Source organism: Streptomyces sp. NPDC005393 (genome assembly GCF_040606675.1).
Lineage (GTDB): Bacteria > Actinomycetota > Actinomycetes > Streptomycetales > Streptomycetaceae > Streptomyces.
Window position 1 is genome coordinate 69938 of the sequence record NZ_JBEXFG010000016.1, and the last position, 22736, is coordinate 92673.

A 22736-nucleotide genomic window follows, 5' to 3' on the forward strand; every position below is an offset into this window, starting at 1 on the left:
CCATCCGTTGCGCCTACTCCGAGCCAAGACAATTGTGCCCACAGTCCGCCGCTATGCACGACACGCGATGGCGGACGATGGTTGTGCTCAATGATCAGCGTCCGAGTCGTCCGCGCACCATACCGACCATGGCCGTCAGCTCTTCAACGCGCATCCGTTTCGCAGCAATGTAGAAAACCGCGATAAGAACGAGACCGCCGCCCGCCAAAGCGGCTAGGGAACCGACGATCCCCATGCCGAGGGTCTGCATGATCGCGTACGCGGCTCCGCCGCCGAGAAGCGCGGCGGGGATGCTGGCGCCCGTGAGGCGGGCGTAGGTGCGCACGACGCGCCGGCCGTCCAGATCGCCGCCCAGGCGGCCGCGCAGCCGCTTCCAGGCCACGCCCACGCCCGTGGCGTAGGCCAGGCCGTACGCGGCGGCCATGCCGGCCACGGCCCAGCGGGCCGGCAGTGCGAAATAGGACAGGGCGGAGCCGGCGGCGTTGACTGCGGCGATGATCACCGTGTTGTAGAAGGGGGTGCGGGTGTCCTCGTAGGCGTAGAAGCCGCGCAGCACGACGTACTGCACGGAGAAGGGGATCAGGCCCAGGCTGAACGCCATCAGGATGTAGCCCATGGACTGCGCCGCCTCGGTGCCGGAGGCGCCGAACAGCAGCGTGCACATCGGGACGCCGAGCGCGATGAACCCGAAGGCGACGGGGACGATGGCGACGGCGGAGGTGCGCAGGCCCTGGGAGATGTCGTCGCGGACCGCTCCGGCGTCCCCGTCGTGGGCCGCCCGGGAGATCCGGGGCAGCAGCGAGGCCATGACGGAGACGGTGATGATCGCCTGCGGCATGCCCCAGATGAGCTGGGCGCTGGAGTAGCCGACGAAGCTCATGCCGGGGAAGCCCTGGTTCTCGGCGTCGGAGCCGGCAGCGGTGGACAGCTGCGTCACCACGAGGACGCCCGCCTGGTTGGCGAGGACGAACAGGACGGTCCACTTGGCGAGCCGGGCGGCCTTGCCGAGACCATGGCCGCGCCAGTCGAAGCGCGGCCGGAACCGGAAGCCCGTCGCACGCAGATAGGGGAACATCGCCAGCGCCTGGACGACGAGGCCCAGGAGGGTGCCGATGCCCAGCAGCCGGATGCCTTCCGGCGTGATGGTCGTGGTGTCCATGTTCGAGCTGCCGGCGGTGCCGAACACCCAGATGAACAGGCCGAAGGTGAAGATTATGACGATGTTGTTCAGGACGGGGGTCCACATCATCGCCCCGAACCGGCCCCGGGCGTTGAGGATCTGGCCGACCACCACATGGATGCCCATGAAGAAGATGGTGGGCAGGCAGTAGCGGGCGAAGGTGACCGCGACCTCGTTGTCCGCCGGGTTGTCGGCGATGGTCGGCGACAGCATGCGGATCAGCAGCGGCGCCGCGACCACGGTCAGGGCGACCAGGACGCCGAGCACCACCATCACCAGGGTGAGCAGCCGGTTGGCGAACGCTTCGCCGCCGTCCTCGTCCTCCTTCATCGCGCGCACGAGCTGCGGGACGAAGACCGAGTTGAGGCCGCCGCCGATGGTGAGGATGTACACCATCGTCGGCAGGGTGTAGGCGAGGGCGTAGGTGGAGCCGAGGGTGGCCGCGCCGAGCGCCGCGATGACCACCATCTGGCGGACGAAGCCGGTGAGCCGGGAGACCAGGGTGCCCGCGGCCATCAGCGCGCTGGACTGCAGCAGGCTGGACGCACGGCCGCCGCCGGAGGGCTTCGGGGCGGGCCCGGCCGTGGCGGGGGCGGTCACCACTGGAGCGGCCACCGTGGCAGCGGTGGCCATGGGAGCGGTGGCCGACGCGGGGGCGGGTTCGGACCTCGCGGGCCCGGGCACCTGGCCCTGGCCCTCACCCTGCGGATGCGCCGGGCCTTGCGGGGGCGCCTGTCCCTGCGGCGGTGCGGGCGGGTAGCCCGGTGAGCTCTGCGGATAGTCCTGGGCGGGCCGCGACTCGTAGGGCTGCTGATCGCGGAAGAGATGCGCGAAGGCGTCCCGCTGCGGCTGCTCCCGCGCTTCGTAGCCGTCGTCGGCGCCCGGATAGCCCGCCGCCGCCGGATCGGCGGCGTGCGGCTGCTGCGCGGGGGCCGCGGGCCCGGATGTGCCTGCGGCCGGCCAAGCCCGTGGGTCGGGACCCTGCGGTGCGGGGGGCTGCTGCTGGTGGTGCTGCTGTGGGTGGCCACCCTGCTGGGGCGCGGGGGGCGCGGCCCGGTCGTACAGCGGATCCGTCAACGGATCATGGGCGTACGCATCCTGCGCCGGATACGGGTAGGGCGTGAAGCTGCCGGTCGCATACGGATCGTCCAGATAGGGATCCTGTGCGTGGTACTGCTGCCCGTACGCCTGCCGCGGATCGTCGGCGGGGGCCTGGTGCCCGTCGCCCAGATACGGATCCTGCTGGTGCGGATCCTGTGTGTAAGGGCCCTGGGGGGTGTGAGGGGAAGGCTGCGGCGGCGGTGGCACTCGGCCATCACCGTCATATGGCGCGTTCATCGCTACCCCACCTCATCGTCCGCTGCGGCCGACCGGCCCCGGCATTGCACAATGCTCCACTTTCTCACCCGGGCCGGACGGGCCGGCGCTTTGCGATCCGGTGTCCGGTGCCGGGTCACTCGGCTGCTCGGGCACGAAGGCGTGCATGGGGTCGCTCGCGTCGGGCTGAGGGTCCTCGCTCTCGTCCTCCTGCCCGTCCGCTTCGCCGCCGTCCTGGCCGTTCTCGTCGCTGTCGTCGCCGTCCTCACCGCTCCTGGCGGCGGCACGCTTGCGCTGGATGTAGATCCGGACGCCGGCGAGCACCAGCAGCAGCACACCGCCCGCGATCACGAGGATGACGGTCGACGTGATTTCGGTGACATTCGCCTCGAACGGCATCTCGGGACCGTAGGGCTGTCCGTCCGGGGTGTACAGCTGGGCCGACACCCATACCGGGCCGTTGGCGTTGGCCGTGGTTCCGAACTTCACGGACCGGCTGTGCCCGCCTTCGACGTTGACCAGCTGGGGGCCGCTGATCTCCAGACGGTTGCCCTGGTGGGAGCGGAGGACCAAGCGCAGCTCGACACCCTGCACCAGGTTGTTCTGCACGGTCACCGGTACGGTCGCGCTCCGCCCGGACAGGGTCATGTTCGTCTTCGGGACCAGGCGCACCTTCTTGGTGAGCCCGGACAGATACGTCTGCACGGCGTGGCGGAAGTCGGTCGCGTGCTGTGCCTCACCGCGCCACGACGTGGACATCTCCCGCCTGATCGCGTTCCCGAACGGGGTGACCACCCGGTACTTGGCGGTGAGGATCCGCTCGAACATGTCGAGCGTGCCCTGGGTCTCCTGCACGTTCTGGAACGCCTCGGTGGGCAGCTCCCGCGCCCGCAGCGCGCGGGGGTACGAGCGGACGCCGGGCACCCGCTGGGTGGCGTTCGGGTCGGGCTTGGCCTTCGCGGCCTGCCCCAGCCCCAGCGGCTGGCTCCACTGCCCGGACAGACCGTCCAGGGCCGCCGCCATCGCCTGCACCTGGCTGGTGGTGGGCATGCGCTGCGGGGCGACGACGATGCTGCGCGGCTTGTCCGGCGCCTGCAGGTTGATCAGCTGGGTCTGGGCGAGAAACCTCTGGATGGCGCGGGTCGAGTTCTGCGCCTTGGACATGTCGCCGGTGAAGGCGGTGGACAGTCGTGCGTCCGCGACCACCGCTGTATTGCCGCCGCCGATCTGGCGGGCCGCGGTGGGGGTATAGGAGAGGCCGCCCGTCTCCCGCAGGCTGTCGCTGCGGGCGATGACGTTGTGCGCGCCCGCGGAGGTGGCGACGTCGACGATCGAGGAGTCGACCGCGCCGTCCACGGGCCAGGCGAAGTCGGTGCGCGGCTTCACCCCGAGGACGGTCTGCACGGTCGTCGAGGCGAGCTCGGTGGCGTCCTGGAGGTGGCCGAGGGAGCCGGTGACGTTCTTGCCCCGGTGGGCGAGCGAGGCGAGGTCGGGGTCGGCGAACGGCAGCGCGACCACCTGCTGCCCCTGCACGGCCTTCTGCAGGTCGTCCAGCCACTGCTTGGCGACGGCCTGCCCATGGCCCGCTGTGGTCCCGTCCCCGTTCTGGACCTCGTACTTCTTCGTCATCGCGTCGACGGTGGCGAGCAGGTCGGGGTCGATCACCCAGGTGATGGGGAGGTTCTTCCCCAGGGTGACCATCTGCTGCAGCCGCCCGCCGGGGGCGAGCTCCTTCGCGAGCCGGTCGTCCCGGAAGATCGGGGTGCGGTCCTCGTCGTTGTCTGTGCGCGCGGTCACATGGGTGGTGGAGATGAGCGGCCACAGATAGGTGAGCCGGGACTTCTCGGCGGGCGCGCTCGACTGCCAGGGCAGGAAGGTCCGCTGGATGCCCAGCACCTGCGGCCAGGGGCGGCTGTGGGTCTGGCCGGTGAGGGAGACGCCGAGCTGATAGACGCCGTTCTCCCCGAGGTGCAGCTCGTTCACCGGTATGGAGAGCGTGAAGTCACGGCTGGCGCCGGCGGCCAGCTTGCCGATCTTCTTGGTGTACTTGCCGCCGATCTCGGTGCCGTCGAGGCCCTGCGTATAACCGATCCGCCGGGCGGCGGTGTCGATCGCGCTGCGGCCGTTCATGGTCGGGCCGACGCGGAGGCCGACATGGGAGCCGGAGACCGCCGCCCTGCTGTCGTTGGTGACGGTGCCGCTGACGGTGAGCGTGTCGCTCTTCGTCGGCGAGGTGGGCGTCAGGGAGGTGATGGAGACGTCCACGGGGCGCCCACCGGTGGCTTTGCTCTCGGCATGGGCGGCGGGGGCCGCCGGAAGCTGTAGCACGCCCGCGAACATCGGCGCCGCCGCGAGCAGCGCCGCTGTGCGCCGTAGCCATCGTCGGGCGCGAGCGGAAGTTGTCCCCCGGAGGTCTGCCGCATCGGCCACGCGCTCGCCCGTCCCTCGTCGTCAGTGGTCGTCAATCGGTCATCAGTGGTCGTCGCAATGTGCGTCCACGAAATGGTAACGATGCCCGCTGTGACGAAGTGCTGTGGAGGCCTCCACAAGATCGTTACGGCCTTGGGTCCGCCGATAACGTGGAGGCCCCGAGGCGCGCGGCCACGTACCCTATTCTGTTGTGCCGAACGCCAACAATGACAGCCGATCCCCGCAGCCGACCAATGAGCTCAGCCAGGTGCAGCGCCGCGCCGTGGGCGAACTCCTGCGGGTCTCGCCCGTTGCCGACGATCTTGCCCGCCGCTTTGAGCAGGCCGGGTTCAGCCTCGCCCTGGTCGGCGGCTCCGTACGGGATGCGCTGCTCGGTCGCCTCGGTAACGATCTGGACTTCACGACGGACGCCCGGCCTGACGAGGTACTGAAGATCGTCCGGCCCTGGGCGGACGCCGTATGGGAGGTCGGCATCGCCTTCGGCACGGTCGGCTGCCGCAAGGACGCCCCTCACGGTAACGGGCCAGGTCAGAGCTTCCAGATTGAAATCACGACTTACCGGTCAGAAGCCTATGACCGGACATCTCGGAAGCCCGAGGTGTCCTACGGCGACTCCATCGAGGAGGACCTGGTCCGTCGCGACTTCACGGTCAACGCCATGGCGGTGGCGCTCCCGCAGAAGGAGTTCATCGACCCGCACAACGGTCTGGAGGACCTCGCCGCACGGGTGCTGCGTACGCCCGGGACGCCCGAGGAGTCCTTCTCCGACGATCCGCTGCGGATGATGCGCGCCGCGCGCTTCGCCGCGCAGTTGGACTTCGAGGTGGCTCCCGAGGTGGTCGCCGCGATGAACGCGATGGCCGGCCGCATCGACATCGTCTCGGCCGAGAGGGTGCGCGATGAGCTCAACAAACTGATCATCGCCGCCCACCCCCGTAAGGGGCTGCGGCTGCTCGTCGACACCGGGCTGGCGGACTGCGTACTGCCCGAGCTTCCGGCGCTGCAGCTGGAGCGTGATGAGCATCACCGGCACAAGGATGTGTACGAGCACTCGCTGACCGTGCTGGACCAGGCCATCGATCTGGAGACCGACGGGCCCGATCTGGTGCTGCGGCTGGCCGCGCTGCTGCATGACATCGGAAAGCCGAGGACGCGCCGTTTCGAGAAGGACGGCCGGGTCTCCTTCCACCACCACGAGGTGGTGGGCGCCAAGATGACCAAGTTTCGGATGGCCAAGCTGAAGTACTCCAATGAGCTGATCAAGGATGTCTCACGCCTGGTCGAGCTGCATCTGCGCTTCCATGGCTATGGCACGGGTGAGTGGACCGACTCCGCGGTCCGGCGCTATGTGCGCGATGCGGGGCCGCTGCTGGACCGGCTGCACAAGCTGACCCGCTCGGACTGCACCACGCGCAATAAGCGGAAGGCGATGGCGCTGTCGCGTGCCTACGACGGGCTCGAGGAGCGCATCGCCCAGCTGCAGGAGCAGGAGGAGCTGGACGCGATCCGCCCGGACCTGGACGGCAACGAGATCATGAAGGTTCTCGGGATCGCTCCGGGGCCCGAGGTCGGCAAGGCGTACAAGTATCTGCTGGAGCTGCGGCTGGAGAACGGCCCCATGGAGCGGGATGACGCCGTCGCCGCGCTCAAGGAGTGGTGGGCGGCTCAGCAGCAGGGCTGACGCATCACGTTTCACGTGAAACATCGACCCGCTCATGCCGCTGCGGGTCATGTTTCACGTGAAACATGACCAGCAGTGCGGTGGCCGCGTAGATCAACGCCACACCGACCACCAGAAGGGCCGAATCGCCGTCCGGCGGCAGCATCACGGCGGCGACCCCGGCGGCTCCCACGAAGGCGACATTGAACAGAACGTCGTAGAGGGAGAAGATCCGGCCGCGGAATTCATCGGCGATCGCGGACTGCACCACCGTGTCGGTGGCGATCTTCGCGCCCTGGGTGACGAGCCCGAGAACGAAGGCGGCGATCAGTATCGGGGCGGGCTCGAACGGCAGCCCCAGCCCCGGCTCCAGAATCGCCGCGGTTCCCGAGCACACCATCACCCAGGAGAGCTGGCCGTCCGGCCGGGAGGCGCCGATGGGGCTGAGCCGGCCCACCGCCCATGGAGTGATCAACGCCGCCGCGAAGAAGCCCGCGCCCGAGACGCCGACCGCGAGGCCGAGAAGCGCCAGACCGTCGGAGTCGTTGTCGGCCCAGGCGTAGCGGCAGAGCATCAGCACCATCACCGTGAGCGCGCCGTAGCAGAAGCGCATCAGCGTCATCGCGGTCAGCGCCAGGGTGGGATCCCGGCGCTCCAGCAAATGGCGCACTCCGGCGACCAGACCGCGTGCGGTGCTTAGCAGAGCCGTCCGCAGGCGCGGCTGAAGCGCCGACGGGTCGGGCCCGAGGAGGCCGGGCGCCATCAGGAGCGCGGCGAGCCCGGCGCTGAGATAGAGCGCGGCGCCCAGCAGGACCACCAGCGCGTCCGAGGAGGCGCCTCCCGGGCCTGAGAGCCGGACGATGAAGGCCAGTGTGCCGCCCGCGGTGGCGGCGAGCGTTCCCGCCGTCGGTGACAGGGAGTTGGCCATGACCAGGCGCTCCTGGCTGTCGACGACCCGCGGCAGGGACGCCGAAAGACCGGCCAGAACGAAGCGGTTGACGGCCGTGACCGACAGGGCGGAGACGTAGAAGAGCCACTCCGGCACCTGGCCGAGGACCAGCACGGCGGTTCCGGCGGCCAGTCCGGAGCGCAGCAGATTGCCGTAGAGCAGAACCTGCCGACGGCGCCAGCGGTCCAGCAGGACGCCGACGAAGGGGCCGAGGAGGGAGTAGGGGAGCAGCAGGACGGCCATTGCGGAGGCGATGGCCGCGGCGGACGTCTGCCTCTCCGGGGAGAAGACCACATAGGTGGCCAGTGCGACCTGGTAGACGCCGTCGGCCGACTGGGACAGCAGGCGGACGGCCAGAAGATGGCGGAAGTCACGCAGCTGCAGCAGTACGCGCAGATCACGCACAACGGGCATGACGCCACCCTCACACACACCACGGGCCTCCGGGTGTATTACCCGAAGGCCCGTGATCATGCGGCGAGGATCAGCTCATGCGCACAGGGTGTGCCGGCGTGTCAGCGCTCGACCTCGCCCTTGATGAACTTCTCCACGCTCTCCCGCGCCTCGTTGTCGAAGTACTGCACCGGAGGCGACTTCATGAAGTAGGAGGAGGCCGAGAGGATCGGGCCGCCGATGCCGCGGTCCTTGGCGATCTTCGCGGCGCGCACCGCGTCGATGATGACACCCGCGGAGTTCGGGGAGTCCCACACCTCGAGCTTGTACTCCAGGTTCAGCGGGACGTCGCCGAACGCGCGGCCCTCGAGACGGACGTAGGCCCACTTGCGGTCGTCCAGCCACGCCACGAAGTCCGACGGGCCGATGTGGACGTTGTCGGCGCCCAGGTCGCGGTCGGGGATCTGCGAGGTGACGGCCTGCGTCTTGGAGATCTTCTTGGACTCCAGGCGCTCGCGCTCGAGCATGTTCTTGAAGTCCATGTTGCCGCCGACGTTCAGCTGCATGGTGCGGTCCAGGACGACGCCCCGGTCCTCGAACAGCTTCGCCAGCACGCGGTGCGTGATCGTCGCGCCGACCTGGGACTTGATGTCGTCACCGACGATCGGCACACCGGCCTCGGTGAACTTGTCCGCCCACTCCTTGGTGCCGGCGATGAAGACCGGGAGCGCGTTGACGAAGGCGACCTTGGCGTCGATGGCGCACTGCGCGTAGAACTTGGCCGCGTCCTCGGAGCCCACGGGGAGGTAGCAGACCAGAACGTCGACCTGCTTGTCCTTGAGGACCTGGACGACGTCGGCCGGGCTCTCCTCGGACTCGTCGATGGTCTGGCGGTAGTACTTGCCGAGACCGTCGAGCGTGTGGCCGCGCTGGACCGTGACACCGGTCGACGGCACTTCGCAGATCTTGATGGTGTTGTTCTCGCTCGCGCCGATCGCGTCGGCGAGGTCCAGGCCCACCTTCTTCGCGTCCACGTCGAAGGCGGCTACGAACTCCACGTCGTTCACGTGATAGTCCCCGAACTGCACGTGCATCAGACCCGGGACGCGGGCGTCCGGGTCGGCGTCCTTGTAGTACTCGACGCCCTGCACCAGCGAGGCGGCGCAGTTACCCACACCGACGATGGCTACACGAACCGAACCCATTCCGGTTGCTCCCTGTGTGTACTTGACGAAGCCCTGCGGAGTGCTGGGCCTCACTTGGCGGTGTCGTCGGACGGATCCGGCCGGGAACCACCCCGGTGCCGGGGCAGGCCGTCCGCATCTCCTGACTCGTCCTGCGAAGGCGACCGGTGCGGCTCCTGCTCCGGCGTCCGGTCCTGCCCGGCGGAACCGCTGCGCTGGTCGCGCCCGGCCCGCTCGCTCTCGATCAGCTCGTTCAGCCAGCGGACCTCGCGCTCCACCGACTCCATGCCGTGCCGCTGCAGCTCGAGGGTGTAGTCGTCCAGCCGCTCGCGGGTGCGGGCCAAAGAGGCGCGCATCTTCTCCAGGCGCTCCTCCAGACGGCTGCGCCGCCCTTCCAGCACCCGCATCCGTACGTCCCGTGACGTCTGGCCGAAGAAGGCGAAGCGGACGCCGAAGTGCTCGTCCTCCCAGGCGTCCGGCCCGGTGTGGGCGAGCAGCTCCTCGAACCGCTCCTTCCCCTCGGCCGTCAATCTGTAGACGATCTTTGCCCGCCGACCGGCGAGGGTCGCCGCGAGAGCGTCCTCGGGGGCGCTGCCGGGCTCCTCGATCAACCAGCCGTTGGCGACCAGCGTCTTGAGGCAGGGATAGAGGCTGCCGTAGCTGAACGCCCGGAACACCCCGAGTGAGGTATTGAGGCGTTTGCGCAGCTCATATCCGTGCATCGGGGACTCTCGGAGCAGACCGAGGACGGCGAACTCGAGGATGCCGGAGCGTCTGCTCATTCCCGCCTCTCCCGTCTCCTGAAGTCCCTATGCCGAGCTGATGTATCGACTCGATACATCCAGACGATAGAACCACGATCCGGGTGGGACAAGAGGGGCCATGGTGAACGCCGTCACATCATCAATTCGTGGCACTCAATCTGACGGTTATGGAGCGAAGGTGGCGGGTGGGCGGGTTTTGACCGTGCGTACTCTGTTCGCCATGCAGACCAACGGGAACCATGTGACGCCGCGATGCGTCCTCGTCCCGGATGCAGTGCGTCCGGTTGCCTGGTGCGACCGGATCGCATGTCGGGGGGACCGGAAGCCACCTGCCGCTTTCAGGCGATAGCGCCTGCCCGAGGAGAAGTCGTTCCATGAGCGAGCACCGTCGCAAGTCGCCGCAGCCTCAGGGCGGCGGACGAGCAGCGGCCCGGCGAGCCGGACAGCAGTCGTCCGGCCGTCGCGCAGCACCGACGCACAACGCCGCCGCCGGGTCGGGCTCCGCCCCGCACGGCGAAGAGCCTTCCTACGGCAGCCGGGCAGAGGCCCGGCGCGCCGCCCAACGTGGCGGTGGACGTAGACGAGCGCCCGACCCGGCCGCCGGCGGCGCGGGCCACGGCGGCCGCGGCGGCGGCCGGCGCGCGACCGGCGGCGGTCGCGGGCGTGGCGGAGGCGGCGATGAATATCCCGCCAAAAAGCGCTTTATCGACTACCCGCGCGCGGGCAAGTCGGGTTTCGGGCGCTGGGTCCCGTCCTGGAAACTGGTCACGGGAACCTTCATCTTCTTCGTCGCGGTACTCCTCGGCGCCGTGGGCATCGCGCTGATGGTGGTGCAAGTGCCCTCGGCCCAGGCCGCGTCCCAGACCCAGAAGAACGTCTACTACTGGGGGGACGGCAAGCAGATGGTGGTCTCCGGCGGTGGCGATCTCAACCGCCAGATCGTGCCCCTGAGCAAGATCCCGAAGTCCATGCAGAACGCGGTGATCTCCGCGGAGAACGCCAGCTTCTACCAGGACTCCGGCGTCGACCCGATGGGTATCGCGCGCGCGGTGGTCAACATGGCCAGGGGCGGCGCGACGCAGAGTGGTTCGACCATCACCCAGCAGTTCGTGAAGAACACCTACCTCGACCAGTCGCAGACGGTGACGCGCAAGATCAAGGAGCTGTTCATCTCCATCAAGGTGGGCGCGACCAAGGACAAGGACTACATCCTGGCGGGCTATCTGAACACCGCGTACTACGGACGCGGCGCCTACGGCTGCCAGGCCGCGGCCCGCGCGTACTACGACAAAGACTGCGAGGACCTGACGCCGAGCCAGAGCGCCTTCCTCGCCGCGACGCTCAACGGCCCGAACCTCTACGACCCCAACGGCGGCTACGGCCCCACCGCCACCAAGGCGGCGAACACGGCGCGGGCCAAGTCGCGCTGGTCGTGGATCCTCAAGCGTGAGGCCGCGGTGGGCAAGATGTCCAAGGCCCAGGCCCAGCAGTGGATCGGGAAGGGGTTCCCGGAGCCGCGGAACCCGAAGGTGGCGACGAACAAGCAGGGCCAGATCGGCTATCTCACCGACCTCGCCGACAACTACATCGTCGCCAACACCGACATCAGCAAGTCGCAGCTGGACAAGGGCGGCTATCAGATCCACACCACGTTCGACCGCGAGAAGATCAACCAGCTGAAGACGGCGGTCGAGAAGGTCGGCAAACAGAACATCAAGCCGAAACTGCGCGCTGTGGACAAATACGTGCAATTCGGCGGCGCCTCGGTGGAGCCCAAGACGGGCAAGCTCCTGGCGATCTACGGCGGCAAGAACGCGCTGGAGCACTATCGCAACAACGCCGACTACACCGGTGTGCAGGTGGGCTCGACGTTCAAGCCCTTCGTGCTGGCCGCCTCGATGACCGACGGCGTCCGTGATCCGAAGGGGGGCCGGGAGCAGCCTGCTTCCGAGCGCACCCCGGTCTCGCCGAACAGCGTCTACGACGGCGACAACAAGGTGACCTTGCGGGACTACGACGGCACCGTCTGGCACGACAAGGACGGCAAGGAGTGGCACCAGCGGAACGACGGTGACGAGGACAAAGGCCCGATCAGCCTGCGCACCGCGATGCAGTTCTCGGTGAACACCCCCTACATCCAGCTGGGCATGGACGTTGGCACCGACAAGGTGCGGGACGCGGCCCTCAGGGCAGGCCTCAGCAAGGAGCAGCTGTCCTCGATCACCCCGTCGTTCTCGCTCGGCACCTCGGCCCCCAGCGCCATCCGGCTCGCCGGGTCGTACGCGACCTTCGCGGCCAGCGGCAAGCAGGCCGATCCGTACTCGGTCGAGCGGGTCGAGGACAAGAACGGCACCGTCTACAACCACAAGGAGCACGCCCAGCTCAAGCAGGCGTTCGACGCGAATGTGGCGAACAACGTCACAGACGTCCTGGAGAACGTGGTCAAGAAGGGCACCGGAACCTCGGCGCAGATCGGCCGTCCGGTGGCGGGCAAGACCGGAACCACCGACGAGAACAAGTCGGCCTGGTTCTCCGGCTATACCCCGCAGCTGTCCACGGCGATCGGCATGTGGCGGGTGAACGACCAGGCCAAGAGCCAGGTCTTCCAGTCCATGCGCGGTGTGGGCGGCCAGAAGACCATCCACGGTGCGTCGTTCCCGGCCCAGATCTGGGCCGACTACATGCGCGGGGCCATGGCGGGCAAGCCGGTCAAGAATTTCCCGTCGGCCATCCCGATAGGAGACAAGATCTACGGCGACAACGCGAGCCCGTCGCCCACGACCTCGTCGCCGACGCCGACCCCGTCCACGGAGACGCCCTCCGAGACCCCGTCCGAGTCGCCGTCCGAGTCGCCGTCCAGCAGCCCGTCCCCGACGGACACCTGTGACCCGCTGGACTTCAAGTGCAACAACAACGGCGGGGCCGGCGGGAACGGTGGAGCCAACGGCAGCGGAGGCGCGAACGGCGGGGATACCGGCGGCACGTCGCCCACGCCGAGCACGGAGCCACCGGGTGGCAACAACAACGGCGGCATCTTCGGTGGCCCGACCGGCTCCCGCAAGCAGGATTAGCCCCCCGTAAACCCGCACACCCCACCGGCGGCCGCGCCGGAGCGAAACCCGCTCCGGCGCGGCCGCCGTTCGAGGCCCTGTGCGGCCCTCTCCGCCCCTTGCGGCCCCCGTCCCGGCTGGCCGCCTCTCCGGCGTACGGGGGGCGCTCAGGGGCCCCTGGGGCGGTCCTGACACCTCACGCGCGACGCGTACGGCAGGATGGGGCCATGAGCGTGCGCGAGGACCCACAGGCCCAGCCGGTACGGCCGACCGCCGAGGACTCGGTGGCCGCGGCCGGCAGCGAGCTGATCGGCGGCCCGGCCGGGCGCCGGGCACTGCTCGGCATGAGCTGGTGGACCCCGGTGCGGATCATCGCGATCGTCGCGATCGGCATGTTCGCCCTGGGCATGGTGCAGAAGCTGCCGTGCTACGACGGCAGCTGGTTCTACGGCGCCACCGCCCAGTACACCCACGCCTGCTATTCCGACATACCGCACCTCTACAACGGCCGCGGCTTCGCCATCGACCTGGTGCCGTACTTCGACCGCATACCGGACAGCGTCTCGGGCGGGATGGACTACCTGGAGTACCCGGTCCTCACCGGCCTCTTCATGGAGGTCGCATCGTGGATGACCCCGCACGGCGGCTCCATCCAGGACCGCGAGCAGATTTACTGGATGGTCAACGCGGGCATGCTGATGGCCTGCACCGCGGTCATCGCCGTCTGCGTGGCCCGTACGCACCGCCGCCGCCCCTGGGACGCCCTGCTCGTCGCCCTGGCGCCCGCCTTCGCGCTCACCGCCACCATCAACTGGGATCTGTTCGCGGTCGCGCTCACGGCCGCCGCCATGCTGATGTGGTCCCGCAGCCGCCCGCTGGCCGCCGGTGTGCTGCTCGGCCTCGCGACGGCCGCGAAACTCTACCCCGTACTCCTGCTCGGGCCGCTGCTCGTGCTGTGTCTGCGCGCGGGGCGCCGGCGGGCCTTCTGTACGGCGTTCGGCGGGGCCGTGGCCGCCTGGCTCGTGGTGAACGTACCGGTGATGATCACCGGGCAGGGCGGGGGCCTGCACATCCGCGAGGGCTGGAAGACCTTCTACACTTTCAGCCAGGAGCGGCCGGTCGACTTCGGCTCGCTGTGGCTGATCATCTCCCAGCGCACCGGCAACCCCATGGAGGACGTCAACACCTACGCCACCCTCCTGATGGTGCTGGCCTGCGCCGGGGTGGCGGCGCTCGCCCTGTGCGCCCCGCGCCGCCCGCGCTTCGCCCAGCTCGCCTTCCTGATCATCGCGGCCTTCGTCCTCACCAACAAGGTCTACTCGCCGCAGTACGTCCTGTGGCTGATCCCGCTGGCGGCGCTGGCGCGGCCGCGCTGGCGGGACTTCCTGGTGTGGCAGGCGTGCGAGGTGATGTATTTCCTCGGGATCTGGATGTACCTCGCGTACACGGGCAGCGGTGAGCAGCACCGCGGGCTGCCCCCGGAGGGGTACCAGCTGGCGATAGCGCTGCATCTGCTGGGGACGCTGTATCTGTGTGCCCTGGTCGTACGGGACGTGCTGATGCCGGAGCGGGACCCGGTGCGCCGGGACGGGGCGGACGACCCGTCGGGAGGCGTGCTGGACCAGGCTCCGGACGTGTTCGTCCTGGGCGAGGCGCGGCGCGCGGCGCGGTACGAGGGCGCGGCGCAGGTGGACTGGGGCGTCGGCCGGGAGTGAGCTCGGGCGAGCCCCTCCCGGCGACGCGGACTCAGCGGTCGAGCAGCCGGTCGAACTGCGTGGTGGTGTGCCGCAGATGCGCCACCAGCTCATCCCCCACCTGCGGCGCCGGGACATCACCCGGCACGAACAGGATGGACACCTGCATATGCGGCGGTTCGGCGAACCACCGCTGCTTGCCCGCCCAGACGAAGGGCGAGAGGTTGCGGTTGACGGTCGCGAGGCCGGCGCGGGCGACGCCCTTGGCGCGGGGCATCACGCCGTGCAGCGCCTTGGGAGCCTCCAGGCCGACGCCGTGTGACGTGCCGCCCGCCACGACCACCAGATGGCCGTCCGAGGCCGCCTTCTGCTGGCGGTAGCCGAAGCGGTCGCCCTTGGCCACGCGTGAGACGTCGAGCACCGAGCCCCGGTACTCGGTCGAGTCGTGGTCGCCCAGCCACAGCCGGGTGCCGATGCGCGCACGGAAGCGGGTCTGCGGGAACTGCTGCTGCAGCCGCGCCAGCTCATCGGCCTTCAGATGGCTGACGAACATGGTGTGCAGCGGCAGCCGCGCGGCGCGCAGCCGGTCCATCCACGCGATGACCTCCTCGACCGCGTCCATACCGTCCGTGCGGTCGAGCGGGAGGTGGATGGCGAACCCCTCCAGCCGTACGTTCTCTATCGCGGCGTGCAGCTTGGGCAGGTCCTGCTCGGTGACGCCGTGCCGCTTCATGCTGCTCATGACCTCGATGACCACACGTGCGTTCACCAGGCCGTAGACGCCGTCGACCGACGAGACCGACCGGATCACCCGGTCCGGCAGCGGCACCGGCTCCTCACCGCGGCGGAAGGGGGTGAGCACGAGCAGGTCACCGCTGAAGAAGTCCTTCATCCGGGCGGCTTCGTAGGTGGTCCCGACCGCGAGGATGTCGGAGCCGACGCGGGCGGCCTCCTCGGCCAGCCGCTCGTGGCCGAAGCCGTAGCCGTTGCCTTTGCAGACCGGGACTATCCCCGGGAACTGCTGGATGACCACCTGCTGGTGCGCCCGCCAGCGCGCGGTGTCGACGTAGAGGGTGAGCGCCATTGGCCGGTCCCGGAACCTTTCTCGTTGCCGCGGTGTATTGAAGGTATGCAGCGTTTGTGGGGAAGTAGCGATTCGCGGTCAGCGGCGCGACATGTAGATGTCGAGCGCCTTGTGCAGGAGCTTGTTGAGCGGGAAGTCCCACTCACCGAGGTACTCGGCAGCCTGCCCACCGGTGCCCACCTTGAACTGGATCAGGCCGAAGAGATGATCGGTCTCGTCGAGCGAGTCGCTGATGCCGCGCAGGTCGTAGACCGTCGCACCCAGTGCGTAGGCGTCGCGCAGCATCCGCCACTGCATCGCGTTCGAGGGCCGGACCTCGCGCTTGTGGTTGGCGGAGGCGCCGTAGGAGTACCAGACGTGGCCGCCGACGATCAGCATGGTGGCGGCGGCGACGGCCTCGTTCTCGTGCATCGCGAAGTACAGCCGCATCCGGTTGGGGTCCTCGGTGTTGAGGGCCGTCCACATGCGCTGGAAGTAGCTGAGCGGGCGGGGCCGGAAGTGGTCGCGCTCCGCGGTGATCTCGTAGAGCCGCTGCCACTCGGCCAGATGCTCGTAGCCGCCCTGGACGACCTCGACACCGGCCTTCTCGGCCTTCTTGATGTTGCGCCGCCACAGCTGGTTGAAGCCCTTGTGGACATCCTCCAGCGAGCGGTTCGCCAGCGGCACCTGGAAGACATACCGCGGCTGGACGTCGCCGAAGCCGGCCCCGCCGTCCTCGCCCTGCTGCCAGCCCATCCGCCGCAGCCGGTCGGAGACCTCGAAGGCGCGCGGCTCGATATGGGTCGCCTCGATATCGCGCAGCCGCTTGACGTCGGGGTTCTGGATGCCGGACTTGATCGCGGTGGCATCCCAGCGGCGGATCACGACCGGGGGGCCCATCTTCACCGAGAACGCGCCCTGCTGCTTGAGATGCGCGAGCATCGGCCGCATCCACTCCTCGAGGTTGGGCGCGTACCAGTTGATGACCGGGCCCTCGGGCAGATAGGCGAGATACCGCTTGATCTTGGGCAGCTGGCGGTAGAGGACGAGGCCGACGCCGACGAGCCGGCCGGTGGCGTCGAACCAGCCGAGATTCTCCGAGCGCCACTCCGACTTGACGTCAGCCCATGCCGGGACCTGCATGTGGCTGGCCGCGGGCAGGCTCTGGATATACGCCAGATGCTGCTCTCGGCTGATCGTCCTCAGGGTCAGGCTCATGCGGGGCGCTCCTCGCAGGTATATCCCCAGGGTCGGGGCTCCGGCTCTCGCGCCGAAGCCTACTGCGACCGGGACGCGCCCCGTTTGGGCCTGGGGCGACCAGGCTCAGCCGGGATCAGCCCAGCAGGCCGCCGAAGAGCCCTCCGTGCGCCATGCCCAGGTAGAAACCGACTGCCGAAGCGCCGAGTCCGATGATCAACAGGAACCGCTCACCGGTGGTCGCGGATCTCAGCTGGCCCCATGCACCAGTGATCATCCCGATCAGCCCGGTCCATGAGCTGACCAGGTGGAGGTTGGTGAAATGAGCCGTGATGAAGGCGATCGCACCGATCACCAGGGTCGCCACGGCGACGGTGTTCTCGAGGGGATGCGACTTGCCGTCGGTGTCCAGAAAGGAGAGCAAGCCGTGCTGGGATCGCGCTGCCTGTGCCATGGGGCACCTCCAGGAGGCACATAGAGCAAGGTGGCGAACTGTAACGCCGCTCACACCCGATGTGTACAGATTGCGGGCCAAGACGCCCGGATTTCAACCCGGGGGCGAGAGCCGGGTACTGTGTACCGTCCGCGGTGGTGTCTGTACAGACGCCGTTGCGGAACGCATTACGACCCTCCTGCCACGGAACGACCGTGGCCGCTGAGTCCAAAGGAGGTGGGTTCCACATGCGTCACTACGAGGTGATGGTCATCCTCGACCCCGATCTCGAGGAGCGCGCTGTCTCCCCGCTGATCGAGAACTTCCTTTCCGTTATCCGCGAGGGCAACGGCAAGGTCGAGAAGGTCGACACCTGGGGCCGTCGTCGTCTCTCGTACGAGATCAACAAGAAGCCCGAGGGCATCTACTCGGTTATCGACCTGCAGGCCGAGCCCGCGGTCGTCAAGGAGCTCGACCGTCAGCTGAACCTGAACGAGTCGGTCCTCCGGACCAAGGTCCTCCGTCCCGAGACCCACTGACCGCGTAAGCGCTCAGCGGTCCTCGGGCCGTATCGCAACGAGTAGCAAGCAGCCCAGCAGTACCCGCCGAGAGGTTCCCCAATGGCAGGCGAGACCGTCATCACGGTCGTCGGCAATCTCGTCGACGATCCCGAGCTGCGCTTCACCCCGTCCGGTGCGGCGGTCGCGAAGTTCCGCGTCGCGTCCACTCCCCGTACCTTCGACCGGCAGACCAACGAGTGGAAGGACGGCGAGAGCCTCTTCCTCACGTGCTCGGTGTGGCGGCAGGCCGCGGAGAACGTGGCCGAGTCGCTTCAGCGCGGCATGCGCGTCATCGTGCAGGGCCGTCTGAAGCAGCGGTCGTACGAGGACCGCGAGGGGGTCAAGCGCACGGTCTATGAGCTGGATGTCGACGAGGTCGGCGCCAGCCTGCGCAACGCCACAGCCAAGGTCACCAAGACCACCGGTCGCGGTGGTCAGGGTGGATACGGCGGCGGCGGCGGTGGCGGCCAGGCCGGTGGCGGCCAGGGCGGTGGCGGCGGCTGGGGCGGCGGCCCCGGCGGCGGCCAGCAGCAGGGCGGCGGAGCTCCGGCCGACGACCCGTGGGCGACCGGCGCACCGGCCGGCGGCCAGGGCGGCGGTCAGACCGGCGGCGGTGGCTGGGGCGGCGGCTCCGGCAACTCCGGCGGCGGCTACTCGGACGAGCCGCCCTTCTAGGCCCGTGGGCGTTGTTTCACGTGAAACAGCGCGCGGCCTGGTCTGGGCGACCAGCACAAACTTCTTGATCACACTGGAGAGAGACAATGGCGAAGCCGCCTGCTCGCAAGCCTAAGAAGAAGGTTTGCGTGTTCTGCAAGGAGAAGATCTCCTACGTCGACTACAAGGACACGAACCTGCTGCGGAAGTTCATTTCCGACCGCGGCAAGATTCGTGCCCGCCGGGTCACCGGCAACTGCACCCAGCACCAGCGTGACGTCGCCACGGCCGTGAAGAACAGCCGTGAGATGGCGCTGCTGCCCTACACCTCCACCGCGCGATAAGGGAAGGGTGACCGATTCATGAAGATCATCCTCACCCACGAGGTCTCCGGCCTCGGTGCCGCCGGTGACGTCGTGGACGTCAAGGACGGTTACGCCCGTAACTACCTGGTTCCGCGTGGTCTCGCGATCCGCTGGACCAAGGGCGGCGAGAAGGACGTCGAGCAGATCCGCCGCGGTCGTCGCATCCGCGAGATCGCCACGATCGAGCAGGCCAACGAGGTCAAGGCTCAGCTCGAGGGCGTCAAGGTGCAGCTGAAGACCCGCGCTGGCGACGCCGGCCGACTGTTCGGCTCCGTCACCCCGGCCGACATCGCCTCGGCGATCAAGGACGCGGGTGGCCCGGACGTGGACAAGCGCCGCATCGAGGTGCAGTCGCCGATCAAGACCCTGGGCGCGCACCAGATCTCGGTCCGTCTGCACCCCGAGGTTGCCGCCAAGGTCGGCGTCGAGGTCGTCGCCGCCTGACGGTGACGGTCGCGTTCGGCACAGTACGACGGAGGGCCGCACCCCCTGTGGGTGCGGCCCTCCGTCGTGTCTCGTTCGTCGTAGGACGCAGGCTCAGGCCCGTACCGCGCCGGTGACGATCCAGCGGCCGGAGCGGGTGCGCAGCCACAGGGTCGCCAGCCGGACCGACATCATCAGCGCCATGGTCCACCACAGCGCGGTCAGTCCCCCGCCGACCGAGGGGACGAGCAGCGCGACCGGGGCGAAGACGGCCAGCGTGACGATCATCGCCCGGGCGAGATACGGGCCGTCCCCCGCGCCCATCAGCACCCCGTCCAGGACGAAGACGACGCCAGAGACCGGCTGGATGAGGGCCGTCACCAGCAGCGCGGGCAGCAGGGTGTCCCGTACCGCCTGGTCCGTGGTGAACAGGGGAATGAACAGCGGCCGGGAGGCGATCACCAGCAGACCGAGGACGAGGCCCGAGGCGATGCCCCACTGCACCATCCGGCGGCAGGCGGCCCGTGCCCCGTCGGCGTCCCCCGCTCCCAGATAGCGTCCGATGATCGCCTGGCCCGCGATGGCGATGGCATCCAGCGCGAACGCCAGCAGACTCCATAGGGTGAGCACGATCTGATGTGCGGCGACATCGGTGTCGCCCAGGCGGGCCGCCACCGCCGTCGCGATCAGCATCACGGCTCGCAACGAGAGCGTACGGATCAGCAGCGGGGCCCCGGCATGCGCACAGGCCCGGATCCCGGCGGTATCGGGGCGCAGTGAGGTGCCATGGCGCCGGGCGCCCCGGATGACCGCGGCGAGATAGACGGAGGCCATGGCGGTCTGGGCGATCACCGTGCCCCAGGCGGAGCCCGCGGTGCCGAGCCCGGCGCCGTAGACGAGGACCGCGTTCAGCGCGGCGTTGGCGCCGAAGCCGCCGATGGCCACATACAGCGGGGTGCGGGTGTCCTGGAGGCCGCGGAGCACACCGGTGGCGGCGAGCACCACCAGCATCGCCGGGATGCCGAGGGCGCTGATCCGCAGATAGGTGATGGCGTACGGGGCGGCGGTGTCCGAGGCGCCGAAGAGGTCGACGAGGGCAGGGGCGGTGGGCAGGGTGACGGCGATGACGGCGGCGCCGAGGAGCAGGGCCAGCCAGATGCCGTCCATGCCCTGCCGGATCGCACCGGCGAGGTCGCCCGCGCCGACGCGGCGGGCCACGGCGGCGGTGGTGGCGTAGGCGAGGAAGACGAAGATGTTGACGGCCGTGGCAAGCAGGGCGGCGGCGACGCCGAGACCGGCGAGCTGAGTGGTGCCCAGATGGCCGACGACAGCGCTGTCGACCATGACGAAGAGGGGCTCCGCCACGAGGGCGGCGAAGGCGGGCACGGCGAGTGCGACGATCTCGCGGTCGTGGTGGCGGACGGTGCTCCGTGCGCTCGCGGGGGCCTGTGTCATGGAGGCAATCTAATCTTCCACAGGTAAGAGACACAAGCCAGGAGGGGTCCTTACAAGACGGCGTGCGGGACGATCTTCTCTGCGCCCTTTGTCGTGATCTTGCGCTGGGGGCGGAAGTTTTTCTTCTACACAGCCCCTGGATAGAGAAATCGCAGGTCAGGCGGGTGGTCTCGGGGTGATTGTGTGTTTGTCCACAGCGCTGTCCCCCGACCCGTGCACAGGTTCACGCGACTTACCCACAGGAAGGCTCACATCATCCACATGGCCTGTGGATAACCAAGTTGGCTGGCGGTCCCGACGGGCCTACCGTGGTCCGGCGCCCGCCACCTGTTCCGGCCTCGAAACCACCAGAACTCGATGCGTCGTGACCGGAAGCCGGGCGCCCTGTTTGTCATAGCCGTCCCGTAAGAAGAAGGGCACGGCGAGGTCCGCACCGCGGACGGGAGGAGGTGGCGGGGTGAGCGTGCCCGAGCCCATGGACGACCCATGGGCGGACTCCGGCCCGGCCGACCGGTTCCCGTCCCCCCGTATCCGCCGCGGCGAGGGCGGCGGCCGGGGCCGTGACGAGCAGCATGAGCGCGGTCGCGACGGAGGCGGCGGGTCCGCCTGGGAGGGGTCCGGGTTCGAGCGCGTCCCGCCGCAGGACCTCGACGCCGAGCAGTCCGTGCTCGGCGGCATGCTGCTCTCCAAGGACGCCATCGCCGATGTGGTGGAGGTCCTCAAGGGCAATGACTTCTACCGCCCCGCCCATGAGACCGTCTACCAGGCGATCCTGGATCTCTACGCCAAGGGCGAGCCGGCCGACCCCATCACCGTCGCCGCGGAGCTGACCAAGCGCGGCGAGATCGCCCGCGTCGGCGGCGCCTCGTATCTCCACACCCTCGTCCAGTCGGTCCCTACCGCCGCCAACGCCGAGTACTACGCGGAGATCGTCCACGAGCGCGCCGTACTGCGGCGCCTGGTCGAGGCCGGCACCCGCATCACCCAGATGGGATACGCGGCGGACGGCGACGTCGACGAGATCGTCAACAACGCCCAGGCGGAGATCTACGCCGTCACCGAGCAGCGGACCAGCGAGGACTATCTGCCGCTCGGCGACATCATGGAGGGCGCGCTCGACGAGATCGAGGCGATCGGCTCCCGCAGCGGGCAGATGTCCGGGGTGCCCACCGGGTTCACCGATCTCGACTCGCTGACGAACGGGCTGCACCCCGGCCAGATGATCGTCATCGCCGCCCGCCCCGCCATGGGTAAGTCCACCCTGGCCCTCGACTTCGCGCGCGCCTGTTCGATCAAGAACAACATGCCCAGCGTTATCTTCTCGCTGGAGATGGGCCGCAACGAGATCGCGATGCGTCTGCTGTCCGCCGAGGCGCGGGTGGCGCTGCACCATATGCGGTCCGGCAGCATGACCGACGAGGACTGGACGCGGCTCGCCCGCCGGATGCCGGATGTCTCCCAGGCGCCGCTCTACATCGACGACTCCCCGAATCTGTCGATGATGGAGATCCGCGCCAAGTGCCGCCGCCTCAAACAGCGCAGCGATCTGCAGCTGGTCGTCATCGACTATCTCCAGCTGATGCAGTCCGGCGGCGCCCGGCGCCCCGAGAGCCGTCAGCAAGAGGTCTCGGACATGTCGCGAAACCTGAAGCTGCTGGCCAAGGAGCTGGAAGTGCCGGTCATCGCGCTCTCGCAGCTGAACCGTGGCCCCGAGCAGCGCACGGACAAGAAGCCGATGGTCTCGGACCTGCGGGAAAGTGGCTCCATCGAGCAGGACGCCGACATGGTCATCCTGCTCCACCGCGAGGACGCCTACGAGAAGGAGTCACCCCGCGCGGGCGAGGCGGACCTGATCGTGGCCAAGCACCGTAACGGCCCGACGGCCACGATCACCGTCGCCTTCCAGGGCCACTACTCCCGCTTCGTGGACATGGCCCAGACCTAGCCCAGGCCCAACCCATGTAG

At 68.8% G+C, this 22736-nt stretch carries 17 protein-coding genes; 8 read left to right on the forward strand and 9 right to left on the reverse strand.

The window, feature by feature from the left end; genetic code table 11:
* Window positions 1-94: 94 nt before the first annotated feature.
* Window positions 95-2518, reverse strand: coding sequence for a murein biosynthesis integral membrane protein MurJ (murJ, locus tag ABZS71_RS16240; protein WP_356210582.1), 2424 nt, complete (start codon window positions 2516-2518; stop codon window positions 95-97).
* A gap of 12 nt (window positions 2519-2530) precedes the next feature.
* The gene (locus ABZS71_RS16245; protein ID WP_356210585.1) at window positions 2531-4927 is read right to left on the reverse strand and encodes a DUF6049 family protein; all 2397 of its coding nucleotides are present in this window, start codon (window positions 4925-4927) and stop codon (window positions 2531-2533) included.
* A gap of 190 nt (window positions 4928-5117) precedes the next feature.
* Here ABZS71_RS16245 and ABZS71_RS16250 point away from each other — a divergent pair, with 190 nt between their 5' ends.
* Window positions 5118-6608, forward strand: coding sequence for a CCA tRNA nucleotidyltransferase (locus tag ABZS71_RS16250; protein ID WP_355855087.1), 1491 nt, complete (start codon window positions 5118-5120; stop codon window positions 6606-6608).
* A 4-nt stretch (window positions 6609-6612) separates the two neighbouring features.
* Here ABZS71_RS16250 and ABZS71_RS16255 read toward each other — a convergent pair whose 3' ends face one another.
* From ABZS71_RS16255 to ABZS71_RS16265, 3 genes are all read right to left on the reverse strand, one after another.
* The gene (locus ABZS71_RS16255; RefSeq protein ID WP_356210588.1) at window positions 6613-7950 is read right to left on the reverse strand and encodes an MFS transporter; all 1338 of its coding nucleotides are present in this window, start codon (window positions 7948-7950) and stop codon (window positions 6613-6615) included.
* A 101-nt stretch (window positions 7951-8051) separates the two neighbouring features.
* Window positions 8052-9134 carry an inositol-3-phosphate synthase gene (locus tag ABZS71_RS16260; protein WP_356210591.1) on the reverse strand — a complete coding sequence of 361 codons (1083 nt, stop codon included), beginning with the start codon at window positions 9132-9134 and terminating at the stop codon, window positions 8052-8054.
* A 50-nt stretch (window positions 9135-9184) separates the two neighbouring features.
* Window positions 9185-9895, reverse strand: a complete 711-nt coding sequence (locus ABZS71_RS16265) for a PadR family transcriptional regulator (protein ID WP_355855096.1) — start codon at window positions 9893-9895, stop codon at window positions 9185-9187.
* 356 nt (window positions 9896-10251) lie between these two features.
* Between ABZS71_RS16265 and ABZS71_RS16270 the strand changes: the two genes are divergently transcribed.
* Both ABZS71_RS16270 and ABZS71_RS16275 read left to right on the forward strand, forming a co-directional pair.
* Window positions 10252-12948, forward strand: a complete 2697-nt coding sequence (locus tag ABZS71_RS16270; protein ID WP_356210594.1) for a transglycosylase domain-containing protein — start codon at window positions 10252-10254, stop codon at window positions 12946-12948.
* Between the two features lie 206 nt (window positions 12949-13154).
* Window positions 13155-14642, forward strand: a complete 1488-nt coding sequence (locus ABZS71_RS16275) for a glycosyltransferase 87 family protein (protein ID WP_356210596.1) — start codon at window positions 13155-13157, stop codon at window positions 14640-14642.
* Between the two features lie 31 nt (window positions 14643-14673).
* On the opposite strand, the gene ABZS71_RS16280 is transcribed toward ABZS71_RS16275, so the two are convergent.
* The 3 genes from ABZS71_RS16280 to ABZS71_RS16290 all read right to left on the reverse strand — a co-directional run bounded on the left by ABZS71_RS16280 (window position 14674) and on the right by ABZS71_RS16290 (window position 17335).
* Window positions 14674-15705, reverse strand: coding sequence for an alanine racemase (locus tag ABZS71_RS16280; RefSeq protein ID WP_355858767.1), 1032 nt, complete (start codon window positions 15703-15705; stop codon window positions 14674-14676).
* A 78-nt stretch (window positions 15706-15783) separates the two neighbouring features.
* Window positions 15784-16902, reverse strand: a complete 1119-nt coding sequence (locus ABZS71_RS16285; protein WP_355858764.1) for a peptidoglycan bridge formation glycyltransferase FemA/FemB family protein — start codon at window positions 16900-16902, stop codon at window positions 15784-15786.
* Between the two features lie 115 nt (window positions 16903-17017).
* Window positions 17018-17335, reverse strand: coding sequence for a hypothetical protein (locus ABZS71_RS16290; RefSeq protein WP_355858761.1), 318 nt, complete (start codon window positions 17333-17335; stop codon window positions 17018-17020).
* A gap of 227 nt (window positions 17336-17562) precedes the next feature.
* On the opposite strand from ABZS71_RS16290, the gene rpsF reads away from it, so the two are divergent.
* From rpsF to rplI, 4 genes are all read left to right on the forward strand, one after another.
* A complete protein-coding gene (gene rpsF, locus ABZS71_RS16295; RefSeq protein ID WP_009716508.1) occupies window positions 17563-17853 on the forward strand; it encodes a 30S ribosomal protein S6 in 291 nt (96 codons plus the stop codon).
* A gap of 81 nt (window positions 17854-17934) precedes the next feature.
* Window positions 17935-18549, forward strand: coding sequence for a single-stranded DNA-binding protein (locus ABZS71_RS16300; RefSeq protein WP_356210599.1), 615 nt, complete (start codon window positions 17935-17937; stop codon window positions 18547-18549).
* Window positions 18550-18635: 86 nt separating this feature from the next.
* Complete coding sequence (rpsR, locus tag ABZS71_RS16305; RefSeq protein WP_003978893.1) at window positions 18636-18872, forward strand: 30S ribosomal protein S18; 237 nt, start codon at window positions 18636-18638, stop codon at window positions 18870-18872.
* A gap of 18 nt (window positions 18873-18890) precedes the next feature.
* Window positions 18891-19337 carry a 50S ribosomal protein L9 gene (gene rplI, locus ABZS71_RS16310; protein ID WP_355858753.1) on the forward strand — a complete coding sequence of 149 codons (447 nt, stop codon included), beginning with the start codon at window positions 18891-18893 and terminating at the stop codon, window positions 19335-19337.
* 93 nt (window positions 19338-19430) lie between these two features.
* On the opposite strand, the gene ABZS71_RS16315 is transcribed toward rplI, so the two are convergent.
* On the reverse strand, window positions 19431-20771 hold the full coding sequence (locus tag ABZS71_RS16315) for an MATE family efflux transporter (RefSeq protein WP_356210602.1): 1341 nt from the start codon (window positions 20769-20771) through the stop codon (window positions 19431-19433).
* 457 nt (window positions 20772-21228) lie between these two features.
* Here ABZS71_RS16315 and dnaB point away from each other — a divergent pair, with 457 nt between their 5' ends.
* Window positions 21229-22716: a replicative DNA helicase gene (dnaB, locus tag ABZS71_RS16320; RefSeq protein WP_356210605.1), complete on the forward strand. Its 1488-nt coding sequence runs from the start codon at window positions 21229-21231 to the stop codon at window positions 22714-22716.
* Window positions 22717-22736: the final 20 nt, after the last annotated feature.

Coding starts and splice junctions, on each gene's coding strand:
- ABZS71_RS16300 (WP_356210599.1), top strand. CDS start 17,935: ATGGCAGGCGAGACCGTCATCACGGTCGTCGGCAATCTCGTCGACGAT.
- ABZS71_RS16290 (WP_355858761.1), bottom strand. CDS start 17,335: ATGGCACAGGCAGCGCGATCCCAGCACGGCTTGCTCTCCTTTCTGGAC.
- ABZS71_RS16315 (WP_356210602.1), bottom strand. CDS start 20,771: ATGACACAGGCCCCCGCGAGCGCACGGAGCACCGTCCGCCACCACGAC.
- ABZS71_RS16285 (WP_355858764.1), bottom strand. CDS start 16,902: ATGAGCCTGACCCTGAGGACGATCAGCCGAGAGCAGCATCTGGCGTAT.
- ABZS71_RS16260 (WP_356210591.1), bottom strand. CDS start 9,134: ATGGGTTCGGTTCGTGTAGCCATCGTCGGTGTGGGTAACTGCGCCGCC.
- ABZS71_RS16275 (WP_356210596.1), top strand. CDS start 13,155: ATGAGCGTGCGCGAGGACCCACAGGCCCAGCCGGTACGGCCGACCGCC.
- murJ (WP_356210582.1), bottom strand. CDS start 2,518: ATGAACGCGCCATATGACGGTGATGGCCGAGTGCCACCGCCGCCGCAG.
- rpsR (WP_003978893.1), top strand. CDS start 18,636: ATGGCGAAGCCGCCTGCTCGCAAGCCTAAGAAGAAGGTTTGCGTGTTC.
- ABZS71_RS16280 (WP_355858767.1), bottom strand. CDS start 15,705: ATGGCGCTCACCCTCTACGTCGACACCGCGCGCTGGCGGGCGCACCAG.
- rplI (WP_355858753.1), top strand. CDS start 18,891: ATGAAGATCATCCTCACCCACGAGGTCTCCGGCCTCGGTGCCGCCGGT.
- ABZS71_RS16270 (WP_356210594.1), top strand. CDS start 10,252: ATGAGCGAGCACCGTCGCAAGTCGCCGCAGCCTCAGGGCGGCGGACGA.
- ABZS71_RS16255 (WP_356210588.1), bottom strand. CDS start 7,950: ATGCCCGTTGTGCGTGATCTGCGCGTACTGCTGCAGCTGCGTGACTTC.
- ABZS71_RS16265 (WP_355855096.1), bottom strand. CDS start 9,895: ATGAGCAGACGCTCCGGCATCCTCGAGTTCGCCGTCCTCGGTCTGCTC.
- rpsF (WP_009716508.1), top strand. CDS start 17,563: ATGCGTCACTACGAGGTGATGGTCATCCTCGACCCCGATCTCGAGGAG.